Annotated in this window: 26 protein-coding genes and 1 tRNA gene; 13 read left to right on the top strand and 14 right to left on the bottom strand. The window is 70.4% G+C overall.

Annotated elements, in window-relative coordinates; translation table 11 throughout:
• Nucleotides 1-42 precede the first annotated feature (42 nt).
• Both KUG39_RS13725 and KUG39_RS13730 read left to right on the top strand, forming a co-directional pair.
• Nucleotides 43-1,239, top strand: a complete 1,197-nt coding sequence (locus tag KUG39_RS13725) for an NAD-dependent epimerase/dehydratase family protein (RefSeq protein WP_094587004.1) — start codon at nucleotides 43-45, stop codon at nucleotides 1,237-1,239.
• Nucleotides 1,240-1,249: 10 nt separating this feature from the next.
• Complete coding sequence (locus tag KUG39_RS13730; protein ID WP_094587006.1) at nucleotides 1,250-2,386, top strand: glycosyltransferase family 4 protein; 1,137 nt, start codon at nucleotides 1,250-1,252, stop codon at nucleotides 2,384-2,386.
• A gap of 6 nt (nucleotides 2,387-2,392) precedes the next feature.
• Here KUG39_RS13730 and mrdA read toward each other — a convergent pair whose 3' ends face one another.
• The 6 genes from mrdA to cbiD form a co-directional block, all read right to left on the bottom strand.
• Nucleotides 2,393-4,174 (bottom strand): penicillin-binding protein 2, encoded by a 1,782-nt coding sequence (mrdA, locus tag KUG39_RS13735; RefSeq protein ID WP_094587008.1) that lies wholly within the window; start codon nucleotides 4,172-4,174, stop codon nucleotides 2,393-2,395.
• A complete protein-coding gene (locus KUG39_RS13740; protein WP_216915632.1) occupies nucleotides 4,174-4,569 on the bottom strand; it encodes a hypothetical protein in 396 nt (131 codons plus the stop codon). The genes mrdA and KUG39_RS13740 overlap by 1 nt, the downstream gene beginning before the upstream one ends.
• Nucleotides 4,570-4,621: 52 nt before the next feature.
• Complete coding sequence (locus KUG39_RS13745; protein ID WP_233134039.1) at nucleotides 4,622-5,263, bottom strand: DUF8672 family protein; 642 nt, start codon at nucleotides 5,261-5,263, stop codon at nucleotides 4,622-4,624.
• A gap of 243 nt (nucleotides 5,264-5,506) precedes the next feature.
• On the bottom strand, nucleotides 5,507-6,220 hold the full coding sequence (locus KUG39_RS13750) for a sulfotransferase family protein (protein ID WP_216915634.1): 714 nt from the start codon (nucleotides 6,218-6,220) through the stop codon (nucleotides 5,507-5,509).
• A 57-nt stretch (nucleotides 6,221-6,277) separates the two neighbouring features.
• Nucleotides 6,278-7,897 (bottom strand): glutamine-hydrolyzing GMP synthase, encoded by a 1,620-nt coding sequence (gene guaA, locus KUG39_RS13755; RefSeq protein WP_094587014.1) that lies wholly within the window; start codon nucleotides 7,895-7,897, stop codon nucleotides 6,278-6,280.
• A gap of 47 nt (nucleotides 7,898-7,944) precedes the next feature.
• Nucleotides 7,945-9,078: a cobalt-precorrin-5B (C(1))-methyltransferase CbiD gene (gene cbiD / locus KUG39_RS13760; protein WP_216915697.1), complete on the bottom strand. Its 1,134-nt coding sequence runs from the start codon at nucleotides 9,076-9,078 to the stop codon at nucleotides 7,945-7,947.
• Between the two features lie 80 nt (nucleotides 9,079-9,158).
• Between cbiD and KUG39_RS13765 the strand changes: the two genes are divergently transcribed.
• The 3 genes from KUG39_RS13765 (at nucleotide 9,159) to KUG39_RS13775 (ending at nucleotide 10,986) form a co-directional block, all read left to right on the top strand.
• On the top strand, nucleotides 9,159-10,310 hold the full coding sequence (locus tag KUG39_RS13765; RefSeq protein ID WP_216915635.1) for a pyridoxal-phosphate-dependent aminotransferase family protein: 1,152 nt from the start codon (nucleotides 9,159-9,161) through the stop codon (nucleotides 10,308-10,310).
• A gap of 76 nt (nucleotides 10,311-10,386) precedes the next feature.
• Nucleotides 10,387-10,839 (top strand): hypothetical protein, encoded by a 453-nt coding sequence (locus KUG39_RS13770; protein WP_216918341.1) that lies wholly within the window; start codon nucleotides 10,387-10,389, stop codon nucleotides 10,837-10,839.
• Nucleotides 10,840-10,914: 75 nt separating this feature from the next.
• Nucleotides 10,915-10,986, top strand: a tRNA-Gly gene (locus KUG39_RS13775).
• 166 nt (nucleotides 10,987-11,152) lie between these two features.
• On the opposite strand, the gene KUG39_RS13780 is transcribed toward KUG39_RS13775, so the two are convergent.
• The 3 genes from KUG39_RS13780 to KUG39_RS13790 form a co-directional block, all read right to left on the bottom strand.
• Nucleotides 11,153-11,350 (bottom strand): hypothetical protein, encoded by a 198-nt coding sequence (locus tag KUG39_RS13780; protein WP_353617390.1) that lies wholly within the window; start codon nucleotides 11,348-11,350, stop codon nucleotides 11,153-11,155.
• Nucleotides 11,351-11,591: 241 nt separating this feature from the next.
• Entirely contained in the window at nucleotides 11,592-11,843 is a 252-nt protein-coding gene (locus KUG39_RS13785; protein WP_190611991.1) for a DUF8683 family protein, read from the bottom strand.
• Nucleotides 11,844-11,891: 48 nt separating this feature from the next.
• The gene (locus KUG39_RS13790) at nucleotides 11,892-12,194 is read right to left on the bottom strand and encodes a hypothetical protein (RefSeq protein WP_216915636.1); all 303 of its coding nucleotides are present in this window, start codon (nucleotides 12,192-12,194) and stop codon (nucleotides 11,892-11,894) included.
• Nucleotides 12,195-12,305: 111 nt separating this feature from the next.
• Here KUG39_RS13790 and KUG39_RS13795 point away from each other — a divergent pair, with 111 nt between their 5' ends.
• The 3 genes from KUG39_RS13795 to KUG39_RS13805 all read left to right on the top strand — a co-directional run bounded on the left by KUG39_RS13795 (nucleotide 12,306) and on the right by KUG39_RS13805 (nucleotide 13,728).
• Nucleotides 12,306-12,827 (top strand): AbrB family transcriptional regulator, encoded by a 522-nt coding sequence (locus tag KUG39_RS13795; protein WP_094587024.1) that lies wholly within the window; start codon nucleotides 12,306-12,308, stop codon nucleotides 12,825-12,827.
• A 63-nt stretch (nucleotides 12,828-12,890) separates the two neighbouring features.
• Entirely contained in the window at nucleotides 12,891-13,343 is a 453-nt protein-coding gene (locus KUG39_RS13800) for a DUF6554 family protein (RefSeq protein WP_216915637.1), read from the top strand.
• Nucleotides 13,327-13,728 (top strand): hypothetical protein, encoded by a 402-nt coding sequence (locus tag KUG39_RS13805; RefSeq protein WP_143594173.1) that lies wholly within the window; start codon nucleotides 13,327-13,329, stop codon nucleotides 13,726-13,728. Before KUG39_RS13800 ends, KUG39_RS13805 begins: the two co-directional genes overlap by 17 nt.
• 15 nt (nucleotides 13,729-13,743) lie before the next feature.
• Here KUG39_RS13805 and KUG39_RS13810 read toward each other — a convergent pair whose 3' ends face one another.
• Entirely contained in the window at nucleotides 13,744-15,330 is a 1,587-nt protein-coding gene (locus KUG39_RS13810) for a DEAD/DEAH box helicase (RefSeq protein WP_216915699.1), read from the bottom strand.
• A 96-nt stretch (nucleotides 15,331-15,426) separates the two neighbouring features.
• Here KUG39_RS13810 and KUG39_RS13815 point away from each other — a divergent pair, with 96 nt between their 5' ends.
• Nucleotides 15,427-15,864 (top strand): HNH endonuclease, encoded by a 438-nt coding sequence (locus KUG39_RS13815; RefSeq protein ID WP_094587030.1) that lies wholly within the window; start codon nucleotides 15,427-15,429, stop codon nucleotides 15,862-15,864.
• Here the strand turns inward: KUG39_RS13815 and KUG39_RS13820 are convergent.
• Nucleotides 15,810-16,049 carry a hypothetical protein gene (locus KUG39_RS13820; RefSeq protein WP_216918343.1) on the bottom strand — a complete coding sequence of 80 codons (240 nt, stop codon included), beginning with the start codon at nucleotides 16,047-16,049 and terminating at the stop codon, nucleotides 15,810-15,812. The two genes, KUG39_RS13815 and KUG39_RS13820, sit on opposite strands and share 55 nt — an antisense overlap.
• 35 nt (nucleotides 16,050-16,084) lie before the next feature.
• Between KUG39_RS13820 and KUG39_RS13825 the strand changes: the two genes are divergently transcribed.
• Nucleotides 16,085-17,020: an SDR family oxidoreductase gene (locus KUG39_RS13825; protein WP_216915639.1), complete on the top strand. Its 936-nt coding sequence runs from the start codon at nucleotides 16,085-16,087 to the stop codon at nucleotides 17,018-17,020.
• Here KUG39_RS13825 and KUG39_RS13830 read toward each other — a convergent pair.
• The gene (locus KUG39_RS13830; protein ID WP_094587036.1) at nucleotides 16,978-17,160 is read right to left on the bottom strand and encodes a hypothetical protein; all 183 of its coding nucleotides are present in this window, start codon (nucleotides 17,158-17,160) and stop codon (nucleotides 16,978-16,980) included. The two genes, KUG39_RS13825 and KUG39_RS13830, sit on opposite strands and share 43 nt — an antisense overlap.
• Nucleotides 17,161-17,187: 27 nt before the next feature.
• Between KUG39_RS13830 and pdxA the strand changes: the two genes are divergently transcribed.
• On the top strand, nucleotides 17,188-18,216 hold the full coding sequence (gene pdxA, locus KUG39_RS13835; protein ID WP_216915640.1) for a 4-hydroxythreonine-4-phosphate dehydrogenase PdxA: 1,029 nt from the start codon (nucleotides 17,188-17,190) through the stop codon (nucleotides 18,214-18,216).
• Here the strand turns inward: pdxA and accB are convergent.
• Complete coding sequence (gene accB, locus KUG39_RS13840) at nucleotides 18,203-18,697, bottom strand: acetyl-CoA carboxylase biotin carboxyl carrier protein (protein WP_190612000.1); 495 nt, start codon at nucleotides 18,695-18,697, stop codon at nucleotides 18,203-18,205. The genes pdxA and accB overlap by 14 nt on opposite strands.
• 5 nt (nucleotides 18,698-18,702) lie before the next feature.
• Complete coding sequence (gene efp, locus KUG39_RS13845) at nucleotides 18,703-19,263, bottom strand: elongation factor P (protein ID WP_094587042.1); 561 nt, start codon at nucleotides 19,261-19,263, stop codon at nucleotides 18,703-18,705.
• Between the two features lie 111 nt (nucleotides 19,264-19,374).
• Here efp and KUG39_RS13850 point away from each other — a divergent pair, with 111 nt between their 5' ends.
• Complete coding sequence (locus KUG39_RS13850; RefSeq protein ID WP_190612001.1) at nucleotides 19,375-20,478, top strand: peptidylprolyl isomerase; 1,104 nt, start codon at nucleotides 19,375-19,377, stop codon at nucleotides 20,476-20,478.
• The gene (thiL, locus tag KUG39_RS13855; RefSeq protein WP_216915641.1) at nucleotides 20,471-21,490 is read left to right on the top strand and encodes a thiamine-phosphate kinase; all 1,020 of its coding nucleotides are present in this window, start codon (nucleotides 20,471-20,473) and stop codon (nucleotides 21,488-21,490) included. Before KUG39_RS13850 ends, thiL begins: the two co-directional genes overlap by 8 nt.
• The last annotated feature ends 25 nt before the right edge of the window (nucleotides 21,491-21,515 follow it).

The following is a 21,515-nucleotide window of genomic DNA, read 5'->3' on the forward strand; positions in this document are numbered from 1 at the left end:
GTAGCTTGCCCGTCTGAGCAACTGCTCGTTCAGGAGTCTGGGGTGAAGGTTCTCGTTCTCGGCGGCGACGGCTTCTGTGGTTGGCCCTGTGCCGTGAACCTGGCGGAAGCCGGACACGACGTCGTCATCGTCGACAACCTGAGTCGGCGCAAGATCGACATCGACCTGGGCGTCGAGTCACTGACGCCCATCGCCACGATCCACGACCGGCTGCGGGCCTGGGAACAGGTGGGTGGCCGGGCCATGACCTTCGTGCACCTGGACATCGCCCGGGAGTACGACCGGCTGCTCGATCTGCTGCGCAGCGAGCGCCCTGAGGCGATCGTCCACTTCGCCGAGCAGCGGGCCGCCCCCTACTCGATGAAGAGCAGCGCCACCAAGCGCTACACCGTCGACAACAACGTCAACGGCACCCACAACCTGCTGGCGGCCATCGTCGACAGCGGCCTTGACGTCCACATCGTGCACCTGGGCACGATGGGCGTCTACGGCTACGGCTCCCACCGGGGCGCCACGATCCCGGAGGGCTACCTGACGGTGGAAGTGCCCCAGCCGGACGGCACCTGCTTCACCGAGAAGATCCTGCACCCCACGGATCCCGGCAGCGTCTACCACATGACCAAGACGCTGGATCAGCTGCTGTTCTTCTACTACAACAAGAACGACGCGATCCGGGTCACCGACCTGCACCAGGGCATCGTCTGGGGCACCAACACCGACCTCACCCAGCGGGACCCCCGCCTCACCAACCGCTTCGACTACGACGGCGACTACGGCACCGTGCTCAACCGCTTCCTGATGCAGGCGGCGATCGGCTACCCGCTCACCGTCCACGGCACCGGCGGCCAGACCCGGGCCTTCATCCATATCCGCGATTCGGTGCGCTGCGTCCAGCTGGCCCTGGAGCACCCCCCCGAGCCCGGCGAGAAGGTGAAGATCTTCAACCAGATGACCGAGAGCCACCAGGTGGGTGAACTGGCCCGCAAGGTGGCGGCCCTGACCGACTCTGAGATCAACTACCTGCCCAACCCCCGCAAGGAGGCGATCGAGAACGATCTGATCGTCGACAACCGCTGCTTCATCGAGCTGGGCCTCAAGCCCACCACCCTTGATGACGGCCTGCTGGCCGAAGTGGTGGACGTGGCCCGCCGCTGGGCCGACCGTTGCGACCGCTCCAAGATCCCCTGCCTCTCCGCCTGGACCCAGCGCCAGGCCGAAGCGATCAAGGCCTTCGCCTGATCTCCCCCCCGTGAAGATCGCCTTTTTCACCGAAACCTTCCTGCCGAAGGTCGACGGCATCGTCACGCGGCTCACCAAGACGGTGCAGCAGCTGGTGCTGGCCGGCGATGAGGTGCTGATCTTCTGCCCCGAAGGCGCTCCCGACGGCTACATGGGGGCCCGGGTGGTGGGGGTGCCGGCCATGCCGCTGCCCCTCTATCCCGAGCTGAAGCTGGCCCTGCCGCGGCCGGCGGTCTCGGAAGCCCTCGACCGCTTCGGCCCCGATCTGGTTCACGTGGTCAATCCGGCCGTGCTGGGCCTGGGGGGCATCTGGCTGGCCAAGAGCCGCGGCCTGCCCCTGGTGGCCAGCTACCACACCCATCTGCCCAAGTACCTGGAGCACTACGGCATGGGGATGCTTGAGCCCCTGCTGTGGGAACTGCTCAAGGCCGCCCACAACCAGGCCCAGCTCAACCTCTGCACCTCCACCGCCATGGTCGAGGAGCTGGCGGCCCGGGGCATCCAGCACACGGCCCTCTGGCAGCGGGGCGTGGACACCGACCTGTTCCGCCCCGAACTGGCCTCCGGCGCCATGCGCGAGCGGCTCCACGGCGGCCACGACGACACCGGCCACCTGCTCCTCTACATCGGCCGACTCTCGGCGGAGAAGCAGATCGAGCGGATCCGGCCCGTGCTCGAAGCCATGCCCCAGGCCCGGCTCGCCCTGGTGGGGGACGGTCCCCACCGCCAGCAGCTGGAGCGCCATTTCGACGGCACCGCCACCACCTTCGTGGGCTACCTGGCCGGCCAGGAGCTGGCCTCGGCCTATGCCAGCGGCGACGCCTTCCTGTTCCCCTCCAGCACCGAAACCCTGGGCCTGGTGCTGCTGGAGGCGATGGCCGCAGGCTGCCCGGTGGTGGGGGCCAACCGGGGCGGCATTCCCGACATCGTCAGCGACGGCGTCAACGGCTGCCTCTATGACCCCGACCAGCCCGCCAGCCTGACCACGGCCGTCCAACGGCTGCTGGGGGATCCGGCGGCCCGCCGCCAGCTGCGCCTGGCCGCCCGCGAGGAGGCCGAGCGCTGGGGCTGGGCCGGGGCCACCGCCCAGCTGCAGGGCTACTACCGCCAGGTGCTCCAGCAGGGCCGTTTCCCCCAGGCCGCCTGAGGCACCTCAGCCCGGCCGGACCGCCGCCGGCGGCTTGACGCCCCGGAACCACACGGTCATCAGGGCCTTCACCATCGGTGCGGCCACCGTGCCGCCATAACCGCCGGAGTTCTCACCGAAGGCGACGATCACCAGGGTGGGGGTGCCGGTGGCCGGGGCGTAGCCGCCGAACCAGGCGTGGTCGGGACGGGGTGGATCCTCGGCGGTGCCGGTCTTGCCGGCCACGGGCGGCAGGCTGGGGTCGTTGAGGATGGTGGCCGTGCCGCTGGTGACCGCCTGGCGCAGGCCGGCATGCAGCACCCGCAGGGTGGCCGGCTTCAGTCCGATCCATTGGCGCGGGTAGTCGCGCTCCACCAGGTGGGGCGTCACCAGCCAGCCGCCGTTGGCGACGGCGGCATAGAGGCGGGCCATCTGGATCGGCGTCACCGTCACCGCCCCCTGGCCGATCGAGGAGGTGATCGTGTCGACCGGGGTCCAGGGTTCACCCAGCACCTCCTTCTTCCAGGCCGGGTCCCCCAGCAGCCCAGGGGATTCCTCGGCGGACAGCTCGCTGCCGGTGCGGCGGCCGAAACCCATGCGCCGGGCGGCTTTGAACATCTCATCGGGGCCGACCATCAGCCCCACCTTGTAGAAGAAGCTGTTGCTGCTCACCCCGAGGGCGAAGGGGAAGCCGATGCTGCCGAAGGAGCCGTGGTCGGCGTAGCACTGGCCGTAGTAGCAGAAGGAGCCCACCGTCGGCACGGTGGAGTTCTCGTTGAGCTTGCCGGACTCGATGCCGGCGATGGTGGTGATGACCTTGAAGGTGCTGGCCGGCGGGAACCCCTGGAAGGCCCGGTTCAGCATCGGCGCCTCCGGCCGGTTGAGGCTGTTCCACTGGGCGGTGGTGGGGCCGTCGGAGAAGATGTTGGGATCGAAGTTGGGCCGGCTGGCCATCGCCCGCACGGCGCCGGTGCGGGGATCCATCGCCACGATCGCCCCCTTGCGCACCCCGTCGAGGGCCTTCTCCGCCGCCCGCTGCAGGTCGAGATCGAGGGTGAGGCGCAGATCCTTGCCGGCCTTGGCGGGCTTGTCCCCCAGCACCCGCTGCACCTGGCCTTCGGCATTCACCTCCAGCTGCTGGCCGCCCCACTCACCGCGCAGGTGGGTTTCGTAGACCTTCTCGAGCCCGCTGCGGCCGATGCGATCACTGATGCGGTAGCCGTGGTCGCGGAGGGCGGCGTACTCCTCCTCGGTGATGCTGCTCGTGTAGCCCATCACGTGGGCCCCGAGGCTGCCGTCGGGATAGGCGCGCAGCACGTCCTCGGACACCTCAGCCCCCTGCAGGGATCCGGCCTGCTCCCGGAAGCGCAGCACCTGCACCGGCGTCAGCGAGAGGGCCAGGGGAATCCGGAAGCCCTGGGCATTGGCGCCGCTGCGACGCTGGGCATCCAGCCGGTCGGCGGGGATCCCCAGCAGGCCGGCGAGCCGGTCCCGCAGCCCGGGCCAGCCACGGTCGTCGACCTGGAGGGGCTGGAGATAGAGGTTGTAGGTGAGCCGGTTGGTGGCCAGCACCCGCCCCTTGCGATCCAGCAGGCGGCCCCGCACGGGGTTGCGCGGCAGCAGGCGGATCCGGTTCTCGTCGGCCATCGCCCGGTTCTCGGCCCCGTGCAGCAGCTGGAGCCAGGCGAGGCGCCCGAGGATCGCCGCCAGGATCAGCAGCATGAAGGTGAGCAGGAGGGCGGCCTGGTGGCCTGTCCCTGTGTGGCGGGTGGAGGAGGCCCCGAGCCCGCCGCCGGCAGCGCGCACCATCAGCCGAGTCGGCTCTGGAGCAGGGCCAGCCGGGCCTCGATGCGCTCCAGGGCCGCCAGCAGCTCGGCCGGATCCGCCGGACTGGGCGGCGGGGCGGCGTCCCAGGCGGGAGGGGTGGCCCCTTGGCCCTCCTCGGCGCCCACGTCGCGCACCTCCACCTTCATCACGGGATTGCCCAGGCCGGGCTGGAAGCGATCGAGGTTCTCCCTCACCTGGCTGGCCGCGGGCTCCCCTTCCTCGCGCAGCTGGCCCAGAGGATTGGCACTGGTGCCGTCGAAGGCGGCCAGCACCTCGGCCGGCCCGCCCTTGCGGACCCGCTCCACCACCGCCAGTCCCACCGGCAGCACGTCCTGCATCAGGGCCAGGCGCAGGGAATCGAGGGGATCGGCAGCCATGACGTCGGAACCCGGACCGGGCTTTCCAGTCTGACGTGCGGAACGGCCCGGCTCAGGGTGCGGGTCGCTGCACCCCGGGATCGACGATCACCTGGCCGCAGAAGCGGGTGCTGCCCAGCCACCAGCCGCCGCCGACGGCCAGCACCAGCAGGACGCTGAAGGGCAGCAGGGCCTGGCGGGTGCCGTCGAGGGAGAGCCACTCCAGCCAGCCCCGCAGCCAGCGGTCGCGGTCGAAGCGGCGCCGCTCCCTCAGGCTCTCCTTGCCGCGGCGGTCGAGGGCCCGGGCCACCCAGCGCTCGAAGGCCTTCTTCTTGGTGACGGCCATCTTGCGCTCCACCTCCAGCAGGTGGCCGGCGCTGAGGTCGGGGTTGAAGGTGCTGATCAGCTCCAGGCTCTTGAGGAACATCTCCACCGCCCCTTCCTTGATCGCCAGGTCGGCCGGATCGAGGCCGTCCCAGTCGACCTCGGGATAGAAGCGCAGACGGTTGCTGCGGATCTGCTCCTCGGGGAGCTGGCCGGGTTCCCGCAGCCAGCGGTCGGTGTTGGCATCGAAACGACGCCAGTAGAGGAAGGGGTTGAGAAAGACGGTCTTGCCGGCCAGCAGGATGCTGTCCTGCTGCAGGCGGCGGTGCAGCTGGGGGTCGTGCTCAGCCCCGGCAGGGCTGCCAGCGACGGCGGGGGAGACGGGAGGCACGGAGCAAACGGCCGGGTGCCGAGGTTATCGAAGTTGGCCCGCTGGGGCCAGCCTGGGGATCGGGACGGCCTCCGGGTCCAGAGCGATCAGCAGAACGTGTGGCCGGAGACATCTGGACAGGGCTCGGTCGCTGAGAAGGGGAGGGACTCTCCCTCGCCGCCTCAGATCAGTGCGGCGCCGTACCTGCCTTCTCGCGGCTGGGATGGGCTCACCAGCAGCTCTGGGAGCAAGAGGAGATAAGCATCAGGGATAGAACAACGCCAGGTCCAGACCATGCAGTGATTCCTCCTCAACGAAACACCTCAGCTCCCGACTGCCGAGGACTCGCCTGGCTTCCTCACGGAAGGGGCTGACATTCCTGGAAGCTGCAGGCAATTCAAACCCAAAAGTCTGAGAAAACTGAAGAGACAGGGACTCCGTCTGCAAGACGTTCAGCCGGAGGCGTTCCACACCGCTCAGGTAGCGAGACTTCACCCTGCTTTTGAGTAGTGGAAGCAAGTCCGGAAAGCGCTTGATGGCCTTGATCGTGAAGCGCATGTCACGAGGCAGCAGATACTGGAAGGCAGGCATGGTGCTCTGGACAAGGGCCATAAAGTCCGCTTCTACAAATTCAGGACTCTGGCGGAAGACGTAGGCTCCTGTTCTCTCGTCAAGAACCATGTTGCGGTGCGGCGAATAGTAAAAAGAGACAAGGCGCTCGAAGGGCTTTCGCACGCAGGAGTAAATCTTAAGCTCATGCAAAGAGGGCTTGATCAGCAAGTAAGTCGACAGCGACTGATGCTTTCGGTGCGTCAGAGATCCACGAATCTCAAATCGATCAACGCCATCGCGAAAGCCGCCGCTGACCATCTCATCGCAGCTGAGGCCAGCGTCGATGATGGCCGACTGAATGGTATTGCCACCCGTCTTCGGAATATGGATAAACAGGCATGTCTCACCTTGATGAGAGAAAAGCATGGTGACTCGCTTTCATCGTTGCCATTGAAGCCATGAAGGACAGCCGTCAACCGGCTGTCACTCCCACTCGATCGTGCCGGGCGGCTTGCTGGTGATGTCAAGCACCACCCGGTTCACCCCCCGCACCTCGTTGACGATGCGGTTGGAGATCAGCTCCAGCAGGTCGTAGGGCAGCCGCGACCAGTCGGCGGTCATGCCGTCCTCGGAGGAGACGCAGCGCAGCACGATCGGGTAGGCGTAGGTGCGCTTGTCGCCCATCACGCCGACGCTGCGCACGGGCAGCAGTACGGCGAAGGCCTGCCAGATCTCATTGTAGAGGCCGGCATCACGCACCTCCTCCCGCACGATCAGGTCGGCGTCCCGGAGGATGTCGAGCTTGTCGTCGGTGACCTCCCCCAGGATGCGGATCGCCAGGCCTGGGCCGGGGAAGGGATGGCGCCCCACGATCTCCTGGGGCAGGCCGAGGCTGCGGCCCACCTTGCGCACCTCATCCTTGAACAGGCGCCGCAGCGGCTCCACCAGCTTGAACTGCAGGTCCTTGGGCAGGCCGCCCACGTTGTGGTGGCTCTTGATCTTCACCGCCACCCGTTCCCCCGTCTTGGGGTCGACGTTGGTGCCGGCGCTCTCGATCACATCGGGGTAGAGGGTGCCCTGGGCGAGGTAGTCGAAGGGGCCGAGGCGGCGGCTCTCCTCCTCGAACACCCGGATGAACTCGGTGCCGATGATCTTGCGCTTCTCCTCCGGGTCGGTGATACCGGCGAGCTTGGAGATGAAGCGCTCACGGGCATTGATGTATTCCACGTTGATGTGGAACTGGCGATCGAAGAAATCCATCAGGAACTCCGGCTCGCCTTTGCGCATGAAGCCCTGGTCGATGAACATGCAGGTGAGGCGATCCCCGATCGCCTGGTGCAGCAGGAAGGCCAGGGTGGAGGAATCGACACCGCCCGAGAGGGCCAGCAGCACCCGCTTCTCGCCCACCTGGGCACGCACCTCGCCGATGGCCTCGTCGATGAAGGCGGCCGTGGTCCAGTCGGGGATGCAGCCGCAGATGTGATAAACGAAATTGCGGATCATCACCATGCCGCAGGTGGAATGCACCACCTCGGGATGGAACTGCACCCCGTAGAGACGGCGGGCATGGTCGGCCACCGCTGCCTCGGGGGTGTTGTCGGTGTGGGCGAGGCGCACGAAGCCCTCGGGCAGCGACTCCACCGAATCGCCGTGGCTCATCCACATCGTCGAGCCCTCCTCGACGTTGGTGAGCAGATCCACCGGGTCGTCGACATGCAGCGGCGCCTTGCCGTATTCGGCCCGGCCGGCGGCCACCACCGATCCGCCCAGCTGCTGCACCATCAGCTGCATGCCGTAGCAGACCCCCAGCACCGGGATGCCCAGGTCCCAGAGGCCGGGGTCGCAGGAGGGGGCCCCCTCCTCGTAGACGGAGCTGGGGCCGCCGCTGAGGATGATCCCCTTCGGGTTGAGGGCCTTCAGTTCCGCAGCGGTGGTGGTGTAGCCCATCACCAGGGAGAACACCTCCGTCTCCCGCACCCGGCGGGCGATCAGCTCTGAGTACTGGGAGCCGAAATCCAGGATGACGATGGCCGGAGGTCGGCGGGAACCGCTGGCATGGTCCCGATCCGAACCCGGTGGTGCGGTCTGCGGCGTTTCGGACATCGGCTCGAAGGCGGCCAGGCCAGGGCCCGGTATTCGGTGCCAGCACCCTAGGTCGCGCCCCTGAAGCGTTCCATCAGCGCCGCCCCCACCGGCCCGCAGACCCGCAGCCGGCGCTGGCGGTCGAACAGGGCCGCCCCCACGGCGGCCGGCGGGGCGCCATGGCTGGCCAGGTAGGACCGGCAGCGGCCTTCAATGGCGACAGCGATGCGCGCCCGCAGGCGTCCGGCCAGCTCCGGATCGGCCTGCTCCAGAGCGGCCAGGGCGGCCTCCACCGTGGCGGCCCCGTAGAGCGCGGCCAGGGTGGCGCCGTCGGCCCCCTCCAGGGCGGCCAGGGCGGTGAGCACCTCGGTGCGGCCGTCGGCCAGGTGGTGGTGGGTGTGGAAGATGCCGCCGGCCAGCTTGATCAGCTTGCCCTGGTAGCCGAACAGCAGCAGCCGTTCCACCCCCGCTTCGGCGGCCGCCACCAGCACCGGGCCGAGCCAGTTGCCCGCCTTCAGCAGCAGCTGCGGCGGCAGGCCCAGCTGGGGGGCCAGATCGAGGCCGTTCTCGCCGATCACCAGCACCAGATCGCCGCCGGCCCCCGGCGCCGCCATGCGCTCGGCGAGGGCCGCCAGGGTGCGGGCCAGCTGGTCCGGGTCGGCGCCGGCCTGGACCTCGGCCTGGGTGCCGATCAGGGCCAGCCCGTCCACCACCCCGAAGGCGGCATTGCTGGTGCGCTCCGCCAGGCGGCGGCCGTCGGGCAGCACCAGGGTGAGCCCCAGGCGGCGGCCGGCGGGCACCAGGGGCCCCAGGTTGGCCTCCAGCAGGCGTCGGGCATAGCCGGAGAGGCAGGCCTCCCCGGTCGCGGCGTGGACTCCCACCCCCTCGCCGGGCTCCAGCTGCAGCCAGGGCCCGTCGCCGGGCAGCCAGCGGGCCAGCACCCAGACCACCAACCCGCGAGTGAGGTCGAGCCCCTCGCCCGGATCACAGCAGCTCTCCCCCAGGGCCAGCCCCTCCCCCAGGCCCGCGGCGGCCCGCACCGGCACCGGCACCACCCCCGGCGGCTGGAGCAGTTCCAGGGCCACCGAGGCGCTGAACGGTTCCCCCTGCAGGGCCCCGAGGGCGGCGCGGGCAGCGGCCGCCACCCACACCGGCAGGGTGAAGCCCCGCGGGGGCGCGGAGGGGGGGCGCAGGGAATCGATGGCCGGCGGGAACGCTGTTTTTTATGGTGGTCGATCGCCTTGCCTTCGCCAGGCCCGCGCCCCTTCCCTCCCCACAGCTCATGCAGGACAAGCTCACTCTGATGATCCCCGGCCCCACCCCGGTGCCGGAGACCGTCCTGCAGGCCATGGCCCGCCATCCGATCGGCCACCGCAGCGGCGATTTCCAGAAGATCGTGCGCCGCACCACCGAGCAGCTGCAGTGGCTGCACCAGACCAAGGGCCACGTGCTGGTGATCACCGGCAGCGGCACCGCGGCGATGGAGGCCGCGATCGTCAACACCCTCAGCCGCGGCGACAAGGTGCTCTGCGGCGACAACGGCAAGTTCGGCGAACGCTGGGTGAAGGTGGCGAAGGCCTACGGGCTGAACGTGGAGGTGATCAAGGCGGAGTGGGGCCAGCCCCTCGATCCGGAGGCCTTCCGCGCCGCCCTCGAGGCCGACACCGCCAAGGAGATCCGGGGCGTGATCCTCACCCACTCGGAAACCTCCACCGGGGTGATCAACGACCTGCAGGCCATCGCCGGCCATGTGAAGGCCCACGGCACCGCTCTCACCATCGCCGACTGCGTCACCAGCCTCGGGGCCTGTGACGTGCCCATGGATGCCTGGGGCGTGGACGTGGTGGGCTCCGGCTCCCAGAAGGGCTACATGATGCCGCCGGGCCTGAGCTTCGTGGCCATGAGCGAGCGGGCCTGGACGGCCTACGAACGCTCCGATCTGCCCAAGTTCTATCTGGATCTGGGCAAGTACCGCAAAGCCGCCGACGACGACAGCAACCCCTTCACCCCGGCGATCAACCTCTACTTCGCCCTCGAGGCGGCCCTGGGGATGATGCAGAAGGAGGGTCTGGAGGCGATCTTCGCCCGCCACGACCGCCATCGCCGGGCCACCCAGGCGGCGATGAAGGCGATCGGCCTGCCCCTGTATGCGGCCGAGGGCCATGGCAGCCCGGCGATCACGGCGGTGGCGCCGGAGGGCATCGATGCCGAGGCCCTGCGCAAGCAGGTGAAGGAACGGTTCGACATCCTGCTGGCGGGCGGCCAGGACCACCTCAAGGGCAAGGTGTTCCGCATCGGCCACCTGGGCTTCGTCTGCGACCGCGACGTGCTCACGGCCGTGGCGGCCATCGAGGCCACCCTGCAGGACCTGGGTCTGGCCAAGGCGCCGATCGGCGCCGGCGTGGCGGCGGCGGCGGCGGCGCTGGCCGCCTGAACGACGGCGTGGCCAGCCCCAGGGGCCGTGATTAGGTTCATGGTGAACGGTTTTTGACGCCATGACCCTTGCTGCCATGCGACGCCTTCCCCTGGCTGCCGTCCTCTGCCTGGGCCTGGCGGCCTCCGGCTGCCAGCGCACCGACCTCAGCCAGCAGACCAAGAAGACCGAGGCCAGGATCTGCACCGAGCTGGCCACGGTGAACCAGGCCCTGGAGCAGGTGGCCGCCCTGACACCCACCTCCACCGTGGGCGAGGCGCGGGCCGCCCAGCAGAAGCTGGAACAATCGATCGCCGCCCTGCAGACCTCGGAGAACCAGCTGCAGAAGCTGAGGGTGGAAGCCTTCCGCAAGCTGCTCGAAGGCTTCCGGGGCGAGGTGGCCAAGGCCTCCGCCAACAAGGACCAGACCCTCGAGCAGGCCGCCAACGAGCTCAAGCCCAAGGCCATGGCGGTGATCGCCGCCCGCAGGGCGCTCTCTGCGGCTGTGCAGTGCGAGGAGCCGGCGGCAGCGGCCCCCGCCAAGCCCTGACAAGGCTTCACCCTGGCTCCGGGCACCCGGTTGGTGCCCGGAGCCTTGCTACTGTGAGTCTGCGCGTGAATGCACGCGGGTGTAATTCAGTGGTAGAATGTCAGCTTCCCAAGCTGAACGTCGCCGGTTCGAATCCGGTCACCCGCTTGATCAATAAGTCCCAGACGTTGCGCCTCAGGCCTGACGTCTCACAACGCTGAATAGGGAGTGCCTCTAACAGCCCGGGGCAAGAATCCATTCTTGAACCCGGGAGTTGGGCCGAAAGGATGGACAAGTTCCTGAAGGCCAACCGGCCACGATGGTGTGGCAGGGATCAGGCGCGTGGCTTGATCAACTGCAGCACCTGCAAGCCAAGGCCGCCGGCCCGCCGCTCGCAGTCGAGGGCCTGAAGAATGGCCCGGGCCGACGCGTCGATATCCCCTTCACTGGCCGCCACCCGCGCCTGCTCATTGAGTGACGCCGCCTGCTGCAGGAGACGCTGACGCGCCCCCGGATCGGACAGGGGTGACACGCTGGACCTAGGACGTGAAGGGGTCTCCAGCGTCAAGGTGACGGGGGCAGGTGGACTGGCAACAATCATGACCGGCGAGGAGTTCGCAGCATCGAAAACATGTAAAAAGGGCGATTGGCCTCCAACGCCCCCTTTTCTGTTTACATCTTACGGCAGAACATAACAGCCTGTCCCGCATGGGCGGAAGACAGGGGGAAAAGAGATGATCTGCCGTTCACTGCATCGGTTCGTTCGTGCCGGCTCAGGTGCCCGGCTCCTCCTGGTTGCCGCCCAGGGCGGCGATCTGGGAACGCAGCTGGTCGGAACGCTGCAGGTCGCCCCGGGTGAGGGCAACGGCGAGGGCGAACTCGAGCTTCTCGAGCTGGTGGTCGCCCTCCACCTGCGAATGGGTGCGGAGCTTGCAGTGGGGAGCCGGGCTGGAGACGCGAGGGGCGGCACCCTGCCCGTGAAGAGCGCCGGAGGATGACTGGTAAGGGGAAGTGGGGAAGGCCATGACCCGCTTTCTTTTTATTTTGACACCCTTGGCCAGAGGAGCGCGTCCTCAGGCCGCATTGGGATAGCCGACGTCCTCATGGCTGTCGAACGCGGCGGGCGCCTCGGATGCTGCGGGCGCCTCGGATGCGGAGCCGATCTCCAGCAGATGACGGCAGTCCTGCAGCAGCCGCTCGACGTTGTCGAGGCTGGCCAGTTCCTGGGGGTCCGGCCTGTCCTGGTTGGAGGCCTGCAGCTCCACCGCCGCCAGGCGCTGCTCCAGGGTCACCAGACGCTGGGAGAGGGCATGGATGGTTTCGGCGAGATCTTCGGCATTGCGGCTGATGCGGAACGACACCGAGGCGGGGGCCATGGCGGGGAAAGCGACTGGGCTGTGCCGCATGACAACACACCCGGGGCACCCCCTCAAGCACCTGTGGCCCTGATCTCCCAGAGTGGGCCCTGTTGATCGGGCTCACGTCGGATGAACCATGCCTGGCATCTGCTGATGTACGCGCTGGCCGGGCTCGCCGGCGGCCTGCTGGCCCTCCGCACCGGCATCCCGGCGGCGCCCCTGGCCGGGGCCCTGCTGGGGGCCGCCCTGGTCAGCGTGACGGGGCGGCTGGAGGTGGCCCAGTGGCCGGTCGGCACCCGCACCCTGCTGGAGATCGGCATCGGCACGGTGATCGGCACGGGCCTCACCGGCACGGCCCTGCTGGAACTGCGCCAGCTGTGGCGACCCGCCCTGCTGATCACGGTCACCCTGGTGCTCACCGGCCTGGTGGTGGGACTCGGATGCAGCCGGCTGATGGGCGTCGATCCGGTGGTGGCCCTGCTGGGGGCGGCCCCGGGGGGCATCAGCGGCATGAGCCTGGTCGGTGCGGAGTTCGGCGTCGGGGCGGCCGTGGCCACCCTGCACGCCGTGCGCCTGATCACGGTGCTGGTGATCCTGCCGCTGGTGGTGCGGCTGGTGTTGCCGGCGACCGCCACCCCACCGGGCGGCTGACCACCCTGGACAGCGCCGCAGGGGTCGATACGTTGGGCCACCTCGTTCTTCCCTTGCGGTCCGATGGCCACACGCCACTATCTCTCTCACCGACTGGGCCCGATCGTCCTGGCGGCGGCGGCCGTCCTGCTGACCGGCGCCGGCACCGCCCAGAGCGCCCGGGCCGGCAATGACATCGAGGGCCCCGGGGGCAAGGGGGCCCAGGTGTACTGCTTCATGCGCAACAACGGCAACGTCCACGAAGTGAGCTGGAACGCCGCCTACGCCCTGATCAAGCGCCAGAGCGCCGGTCTGTTCAAGACCTCCCCCGAACACGCCGCCGTGATGATCACCGAGGCCGTGGTTCAGAACCCCGGCACCTTCCCCGATTGCGGCCGCTTCCTGGGCGAACTGTTTGCGCCGCGCACCTCCGGCAGCACCGCGGCCAGCCCGGAACCCGGCCCCACCTCCATCTCGGTCGTGGGCGGTGGTAAGGCTGGTGGCAGCGGCATGACCCGGAGTGAGCGTTACAACTGAGCGGGCCCGCCTGCATCCGTCCATCGGTCCGGTGGGCCTGCTGCTGATCGTGCTGCTGGGCGGCTGCGCCGAGGAGCCCCTCCCCCAGCGGCCGATCACCCGGGAGGACTGCCTGCGAACCGTGAAGCTGGAGGACCTCCCCGGCGCCCTGCGCCAGTGCGATCGGGTGGTGGCGGCCTTCCCGAAGGACCCGGGGCCGCTCAACGAGCGCTTCCTGCTGCACACCCTGGCCGGCAACACCACGGCGGCCTGCCGGGACATCGCCCGGGCCACGGTGCTGGCCGCCGCCGTACCGAAGGACAAGCTGGATCCGATCCTGCGCCAGGACCTGGAGGTGCGGCGGAGCAGCTGTGCCGACGGCGCCCCCGCCCGTCCGGGGGGCTGAGGGCCCGGCAGCGGCTCAGCCGCTCTCGAGCCACTGGCGGACCAGCGCCGGCAGGGCCCGCTGGCGACGCAGGCTGTCCTGGCCCTGCAGCAGCAGGGAGATCCGCTCGGCCTTGCTGGCGATCAGGTCGTCCACCAGCCGGTCGGCGACACCCAGCTGCAGCCAGTGGCTGGTGAGCGCGGCCCCCATGCCGATCCGGTGGCAGCGGTCCTCCGCCTGCTCGGCGTCGCCCGGGGTCCAGGGCCGCTCCACCAGCACCACATGCCGGGCCCGGTGCAGGGTGAAGCCGAGGCCGCCGGTGCCGTAGGTGGCGATCAGCACAGGGGATCGGCCCGACTGAAAGGCATCCACCAGCTTCTGCCGGCGCGGCGGCGGCACGGCGCCCACCAGGGGCCCCCCATCCTCCGGCCGACCGAGCTGCCCGTGCAGCGCCAGGGCGGTGGCCACGAAGGCCGTGAACACCACCACCGCTTCGCCGCCAGCCACCAGCTCGGACACCAGCGAGACGGTGGCGTCGAGCTTGTGGCTCGAGGCGATCTGGCGCAGGGCCGTGAACACGGCCAGGGCTTCGGCGTCGCGGCGCACCTCGCCGGCCATGGCCCGGCGGCGGTAGTCGTCGATCCGCTCCTGCAGGGCCTGCTCGAAGGCCTCGGCGCCGGCGGGGTCGAGGCTGACGGGCCGCTCGAGCCGCCGCTTCGGAGGCAGGTCCAGGCACTGGCCCTTGCGGCGATGGAGCACCAGGGGCCGCACCAGCCGCTGCAGCTCCTCCAGCTGGCTGGCGCCGCTGGCCTGCCAGATCCGCCGGCCTCCCTGCTCCCGCCAGTGCCCCTGGCAGTAGCGCTCCTCGAAGTGGCGCTGGTCGGCCGCCAGGGGATGGCCGATGGCGGCCAGCAGGGGAAAGAGCTGGACCGGCCGGCCGTTCTTCATCGGCGTGCCCGTGAGCAGCCAGATCGCCCGCAGGCGTGGATGGCGGGCCAGGCGCAGGAACGCCTGGGTGCGGGCGGCCTGGAGCGTCTGGGCGAAATGGGCCTCGTCGGCGATCAGCACCGTGCCGGCGGCCGGGAGTTCGGCCGGCAGCCGGGCCCAGCTGTGCAGCTCCAGGCGCAGGCCCAGGGCCGCCGCCTCCTGGCGCCAGTGGTGGTGCAGCCCCGCCGGGGCCACCACCACCAGCCGGCAGTCGGCCAGGCGCACCAGGGCGCGGCCGGCCACCAGGGCACTGAGGGTCTTGCCGAGGCCCATGGCATCGGCCAGCACGGCGCCGCGGCGGGCCAGCAGCCAGCGCACCGCCAGCCGCTGGTGGCGGAACAGCCGGCGGCCGTCAGGGAGTTCTGCGTCGGCGGCAGCCGCCGCCACCAGGGCCCGGTGGGGGGGCAGGGGCGGCAGGGGCTGCCCCAGCCAGCCGAACCAGCGGGCCAGCTCCGGGGTGAGCGGAAAGCGCCCGGCGCACTGCTGCTGCAGCGCCGCGGCCGCCTCGAGGGGAAACTGCCAGCAGCCGCGGCGGCTGAGCCACTGGCCCCGGGGGCGAATGGCCCGCAGCTGCGCCTGGGTGACCGCGTCGAAGGGACTGACCACCTCGATCAGACCCGAGGCGCCCAGGCGCATCTGCACCAGGGGGGTGGCCAATGCGGCAAAAAGCAATCAAGAACACATTGACACCCGGGACGCTGAGGGCAAACTTCCGCCAACCGAGGCGCGCTGATGCAGGCCAGGGATGGAGTCTTTCTCGAAGATCTCTGCCCCAAGCTGCGAGCGCGTCGATGGCGACAGTCGCTGCACCGGATGACCGGCCGCCGCTGCCTCTACTGCGGCGAGGCGTCGGAATCCATCGACCACGTGCATCCACTCAGCCGCGGCGGCCAGAGCATCACCGAGAACTGTGTGCCGGCCTGCCTGGGCTGCAACGGCCGCAAGGGGGACAGCGATGCGTTCGTCTGGTACCGGAGCCAGCCCTTCTACGACCCGCGCCGGGCGATGGCCCTGCGGGCCTGGACCGATGGTGATCTGCGCCTGGCGCTGCGGCTGCTCCAGTGGGTGGCCCCCGCCGAACCGGAGACGGCCACGGCCGCCGAAGCGGAGGTGACTCACCAGACGCGGCAGGCCTCCACCCCGTTGTGGCGGTGGCAGATGGCCTCCTGATCGAGGGGCTGCTCCGGCGCCAGCACCACGGCCCCCAGCATCAGCCCCACGGCCAGCAGCAGCGGAGCGAAGGCCCGCTGCCGGTGCGCCGGCGCCCGATGACCGCGGCCGGCAAGCGGCCGGGCGAGGGGGCGGGATGGCGCGAGGCCGACAGGGAGACTGGCACCGAACGACGAGGTGGTCACGGGATGGGGCAACGGACAGTGATACAGATGTACTGATGACGGAGGATTCTGTCAACCCGGAGGCCGACGCCATCGGGATCGACCACCCGGCCCTGCCCGCCGCCGCCGCCGCCATCGACCGGATGCTGGTGCTCGGCGGCGGCTACAGCGGCCGCCGCGTCGCCCTGGCGCTGGAGGCGGCCGGCGTGCCGGTGCTGCTCACCCATCGCCAGCCGGCCCCGTCGGGCGACGCCCGGGGCTGGCTGCACTTCGATCCCGACCAGGGGGCCCTGCCCAGCCAGGCCGACCTGGCCGGGGTCAGCCACGTGCTGGTGACGATCCCGCCCGATGCCGGCGGCCGCGATCCGGTGCTGGAGTCCCTCGAGACCCGGCTGCGTCAGCTGGCACCGGCCTGGGTGGGCTACCTCTCCACCACCGGGGTCTACGGCGACACCGGCGGCGCCTGGGTGGACGAGTCCAGCCCGACCCGGCCGCTGCTGGAGCGCAGCCAGGCCCGGCTGGCCTGCGAACAGGCCTGGCGCCGCAGCGGCCTGCCGGTGCAGCTGCTGCGGCTGCCCGCCATCTACGGCCCCGGCCGCAACCCGATGGTGAACCTGCGCAACGGCACGGCCCGGCTCATCCACAAGCCCGGCCAGGTGTTCTCGCGGGTGCACGTCGACGACATCGTCGGTGCGGTGCTGCACTGCATCGCCCTGTCCCCCGACGCCAGGCCCGACACCCTGATCCTGGCGGACACCTTCCCCTGCCCCTCCAGCGAGATCCTGGGCCTGGCCGCCCATCTGCTGGGCTGCCCGCTGCCGGAGGTGCAGCGCTACGAGGACGTGGCCGCGGCCATGGGTCCCATGGCCCGCAGCTTCTGGAGCGAGAATCGTCGGGCCAGCAGCCGGAGGCTCAGGGACGACCTCGGCTACCGCCTGCTCTACCCCACCTACCGGGAGGGCCTGTCGTCCTGCAGCGGCGACTTCTTCTGAGCGCCGAAGATCGATGGATCGATCAGGGAGGACAGCCCGGTGTCCTTGCCCATCTTTTCCCAGTCGACCACGACCCACTCATTGCGGAAGGCGAGCCCCCCTCCCAGCAGCAGCACACCCAGCACCAGCAAGCGGACCATGAACCGACCCCGACAGCCCCCGATGGCATGAAAACTACTGCGGATCGCCTCGTCATCGCCCTGGGGGATCCCGCCGGCATCGGCGCCGAGGTGACCCTCAAGGCCCTTGCCCGGCCACGGCCCACCGGCCAGGAGGTGGTGCTGGTGGGCTGCGGCCGCTGGCTGCGGGAGTGCCACCGCCAGCTGCTGGTCTGCAGCGACGCGCCCCTGGCCGACCCCGATGCGTTCCCCCTGGTGGACATCCCCCTGGAGCAGCCGGTGGTCCCGGGGATGAGCAGCCCCGCCGCCGGTGCGGCCAGCTTCGCCTGGCTGACCGAGGCCGTGGCGCTGGTGGGCGCCGGCGGCGGCCGGGCCCTGGTGACGGCACCGATCGCCAAGGCCAGCTGGCAGGCGGCGGGCCATGCCTACCCCGGCCAGACCGAGCGGCTGGCGGAACTCACCGGCGCCGCCGACGCCGGGATGCTGTTCACCGCCGTGGCCCCCGGCGGCGGCTGGCGACTCAACACGCTGCTGGCCACCACCCACATCCCCCTGGCCGAGGTGAGCGCCCGGCTCGGCCCTGAGCTGGTGCACCAACGGCTGGAGGCCCTGCTGGCCTTCTGCCGCCGCTTCCGCAGCCGGCCCCGGCTGGTGGTGGCGGGCCTGAATCCCCATGCGGGGGAGGGGGGCCACCTGGGGCGGGAGGAGCAGGACTGGCTGATTCCCACCCTGGAGCGCTGGCAGGACCAGCATCCGGAGGTGAGGCTGGAGGGGCCGGTGCCGCCGGACACCTGCTGGCTGGAGGCGGCGGCCGCCTGGAGGGGCCAGGCCGAAGGGGCGGACGGCTACCTGGCGCTGTACCACGACCAGGGGCTGATCCCGGTGAAGCTGCTGGCGTTCGATGCCGCCGTCAACACCACCCTGGGCCTGCCCTTCCTGCGCACCTCCCCCGACCACGGCACCGCCTTCGCGATCGCCGGCCGGGGCATCGCCAGGGCCGACAGCATGGCGGCGGCGATCCACACCGCCTGGGAGCTGGGTCAGCCCCCGGCGACGGTGGCGCTCAGCCCGCCTTGATCCGCATCAGCACCTGGCCGAATTCGACCGGGGTGCCGTTCTCCACCAGGATCTCCACCACCTCGCCGCTGAACTCGCACTCCAGCTCGTTCATCAGCTTCATCGCCTCAAGGATGCAGACGGGCTGGCCGGCGCTGATGCGGCTGCCCACCTCCACGAAGGGGGCCTCACCCGGGGCCGACGAGCGGTAGAAGGTGCCCACCATCGGCGCCGTGACGGCCTGCAGGTCACTACGCACCGAGGCGGCCGGGGGCGGGGGTGCTGAAGGGCCGGGGGCGGCGCCGACCGGGGCCGCGGGGGCAGGGGGCGGCGGCGGTGCTCCGGCCGGAGCCTGCACCATGGTGACCGTCGCCGGCGCGGGGGCCGGCAGGTTGCGGCGCACCTCCAGCCGGAAGTCGTCGCCTTCGAGCTTGAGTTCCTGGATGTCGCTGTCCCCGAGCAGGGCCAGCAGCTGGCGCAGTTGGTCGTGATCGAGCTGCATGGCGATCAGGACTCCCGGCCCAGATAGCTGTCGGTGCGGGTGTCGACCTTGATCTTCTCGCCGATCGTGATGAACAGGGGCACCATCACCTGGGCGCCGGTCTCGACGATGGCCGGCTTGGTGCCGCCGGTGGCGGTGTCACCCTTGACGCCGGGGTCGGTCTGGGTGACCTCGAGCACCACCGAATTGGGCAGCTCCACCTCCAGGGGTTTGCCGTTCCAGGAGACGACGCTCACCTCCATGCCTTCCTTGAGGTACTTGCGGCCGTCACCGATCTGCTTGGCGGTCAGGCGGGTCTCCTCGTAGGAGGCCATGTCCATGAAGACGTAGTCATCACCTTCCATGTAGGTGTGCTGGAGGGTCGACTTCTCCAGCTGGGCCTGGGGCATGGTTTCCCCGGCGCGGAAGGTCTTCTCGACCACGTTGCCGCTCTGGACGCCCTTGAGCTTGGTGCGGACGAAGGCCGAGCCCTTGCCTGGCTTGACGTGAAGGAATTCGACGACGCGCCAGACCTGGCCATCCAGCTCAATCGTTGTGCCGGTACGAAAGTCGTTGCTGGAGATCATTCCGGCGGATCGGATCGGGGGATTGTACGTCTGGCTACAGGCCCACCCGCGGACGGCGGCGGCGGAGGCCCGGGCCGGTTGTGCCAAAGTCCAGGCAGTCACAGGGGAAGCATGGACCGGCGACGCAGGCGCATCGGGTTCACCACCACGCTGGCCGCCCGGCTGGGGGCCGCCCTGACCTTCGTGCTGACCCTGCTGCTGGCGGTCCCCGCCGCCTGGGCCTACCTGCCCCAGGGCAACGCCGTCAGCGACCCCACCGCCCTGCTGCGCAACGCCCTGCCGATCGAGCAGCGCGACCTGCAGGCGCTGCAGCACCGCCTCGAGGACACCAGCGACGACCTGCGGGCCAAACGCTGGAGCAGCCTGACCGGCTCCGTGCGCCGGGCCGAGTCCCAGCTCGGCGGCAGCCGCGAGCGGATCCTGGCCAGCTTCGATCCCGCCGACCGGCCCACCGCCGAAGCCCTGCTCGCCGACACGGACGTGCGCCTGCAGGATCTGGCGGCCGCCGGCGAGGCCCAGGACCGGGACCGGTTCCTGGCGGCCCGCCGGGAGGCCCTGGCCGACATCGGCCGCGCCGAAGCCCTGCTGGTGGGGCCCTTCCCGTTCACGATTCCCGCCGAGTTCGACGCCCTGCCCCGACTGCTGGGCCGGGCCACCGTGCGGCTGACCACCACCAAGGGTGACCTGACCGCCGTGGTGGACGGCTACAACGCCCCCCTCACCGCCGGCGCCTTCGTGGACCTGGTGCAGCGGGGCTTCTACGACGGCCTGCCCTTCAACCGCGCCGAGGACTTCTACGTGCTGCAGACCGGCGATCCCGTCGGCCCGGCGACGGGCTTTGTGGATCCGGTCAGCAAGCAGGAGCGCCAGGTGCCCCTGGAGATCATGGTGCCCGGCCAGGAGGCCCCCTTCTACAACCAGACCTTCGAGGATCTGGGGATGTTCAAGGCCGAACCGGTGCTGCCCTTCGCCAGCAAGGGCACCCTGGGATGGGCCCACTCCGATGAGGCCCTGGGCGACGGCTCCTCCCAGTTCTTCCTGTTCCTGTTCGAACCCGAGCTCACCCCGGCGGGCCTCAACCTGATCGACGGGCGCTACGCCGCCTTCGGCTATGTGGTGGACGGCTTCGACGTGCTCGAGGAGCTCACCGCCGATGACGGCATCGTCCGGGCGTCGGTGGTCGAGGGGGCCGACAACCTGCGCCCCCATGCCTGAGGGGCCCACCCTGGCGCAGCTGGGGGAAACGGAGCTGATCCGGCGCCTCGGCGCCTTCGCCCCCCGGGGGCAGTTCGACGATGACGCCGCCCTGCTCGGACCGGACCTGCTGGGGGGACAGCCGGCGGGCGATCCGCCCCTGGTGCTGAACACCGACGTGCTGGTGGAGGACGTCCACTTCAGCGAGGCGACGATGGGCGCCGGCGACGTGGGCTGGCGGGCGGCGGCGGCCAACCTCTCCGATCTGGCGGCCATGGGCTGCCTCGGCGCCGTGGGCATCACCGTGGCCCTGGTGGCCCCGGGTCACACCCCCTGGGCCTGGGTGGAGGGGGCCTACGGCGGCATGGCGGAACTGCTGGGGGCCCACGGGGGCGTGCTGCTCGGGGGCGACTGCAGCGGCGGTCGCCAGCGCCTGCTGGCCGTCACCGCCCTGGGCCGGCTGCCGGCGGGGGGCGGTGCGATCCGCCGCGGGGACGGCAGGCCGGGCGATGCGCTGGTCAGCACCGGCGCCCATGGGCTCAGCCGCCTGGGCCTGGCCCTGCTGCAGGGCGAGGCGCTGCCGGCCCTGGCGCCGGCCAGCCGGGAGCGGGCGATCCGTGCCCACCGCAGGCCCGTGCCCCGGTTCGATGCGGTGGCGGCCCTGGGCGCCTGCCGTCCTGCGGCCCTGGACTGGCGGGTGGCCGGCTGCGACAGCAGTGACGGCCTGGCGGCCGCGGCCTCCTGCCTGGCCGTGGCCAGCGGCTGCACGGCCCTGTTATCCCGGAGCGATCTGCCCCTGGCGGCGGAGCTTGCCGGCCGGGCCCAGGCGGAGGACTGGTGCCTCTGGGGCGGGGAGGATTTCGAGCTGGTGCTGGCCCTGGAGCCGGCCTGGGCCGAGGCCCTGCTGCAGGGGCTGGCGGGTGCACGCCAGATCGGCCGGCTGGTGGAGCCGCAGGCCTGCGGGCCCCTGGGGTGGGCGGAGGGGGGAGGGCCTATCGCCCCCCCGACCGCCACCTTCCGGCATTTCGGCTGAGGGATTCAGCCAACGGGTTCAGCTG

The organism is Synechococcus sp. CCAP 1479/10, assembly GCF_019038515.1.
GTDB lineage: Bacteria > Cyanobacteriota > Cyanobacteriia > PCC-6307 > Cyanobiaceae > Cyanobium.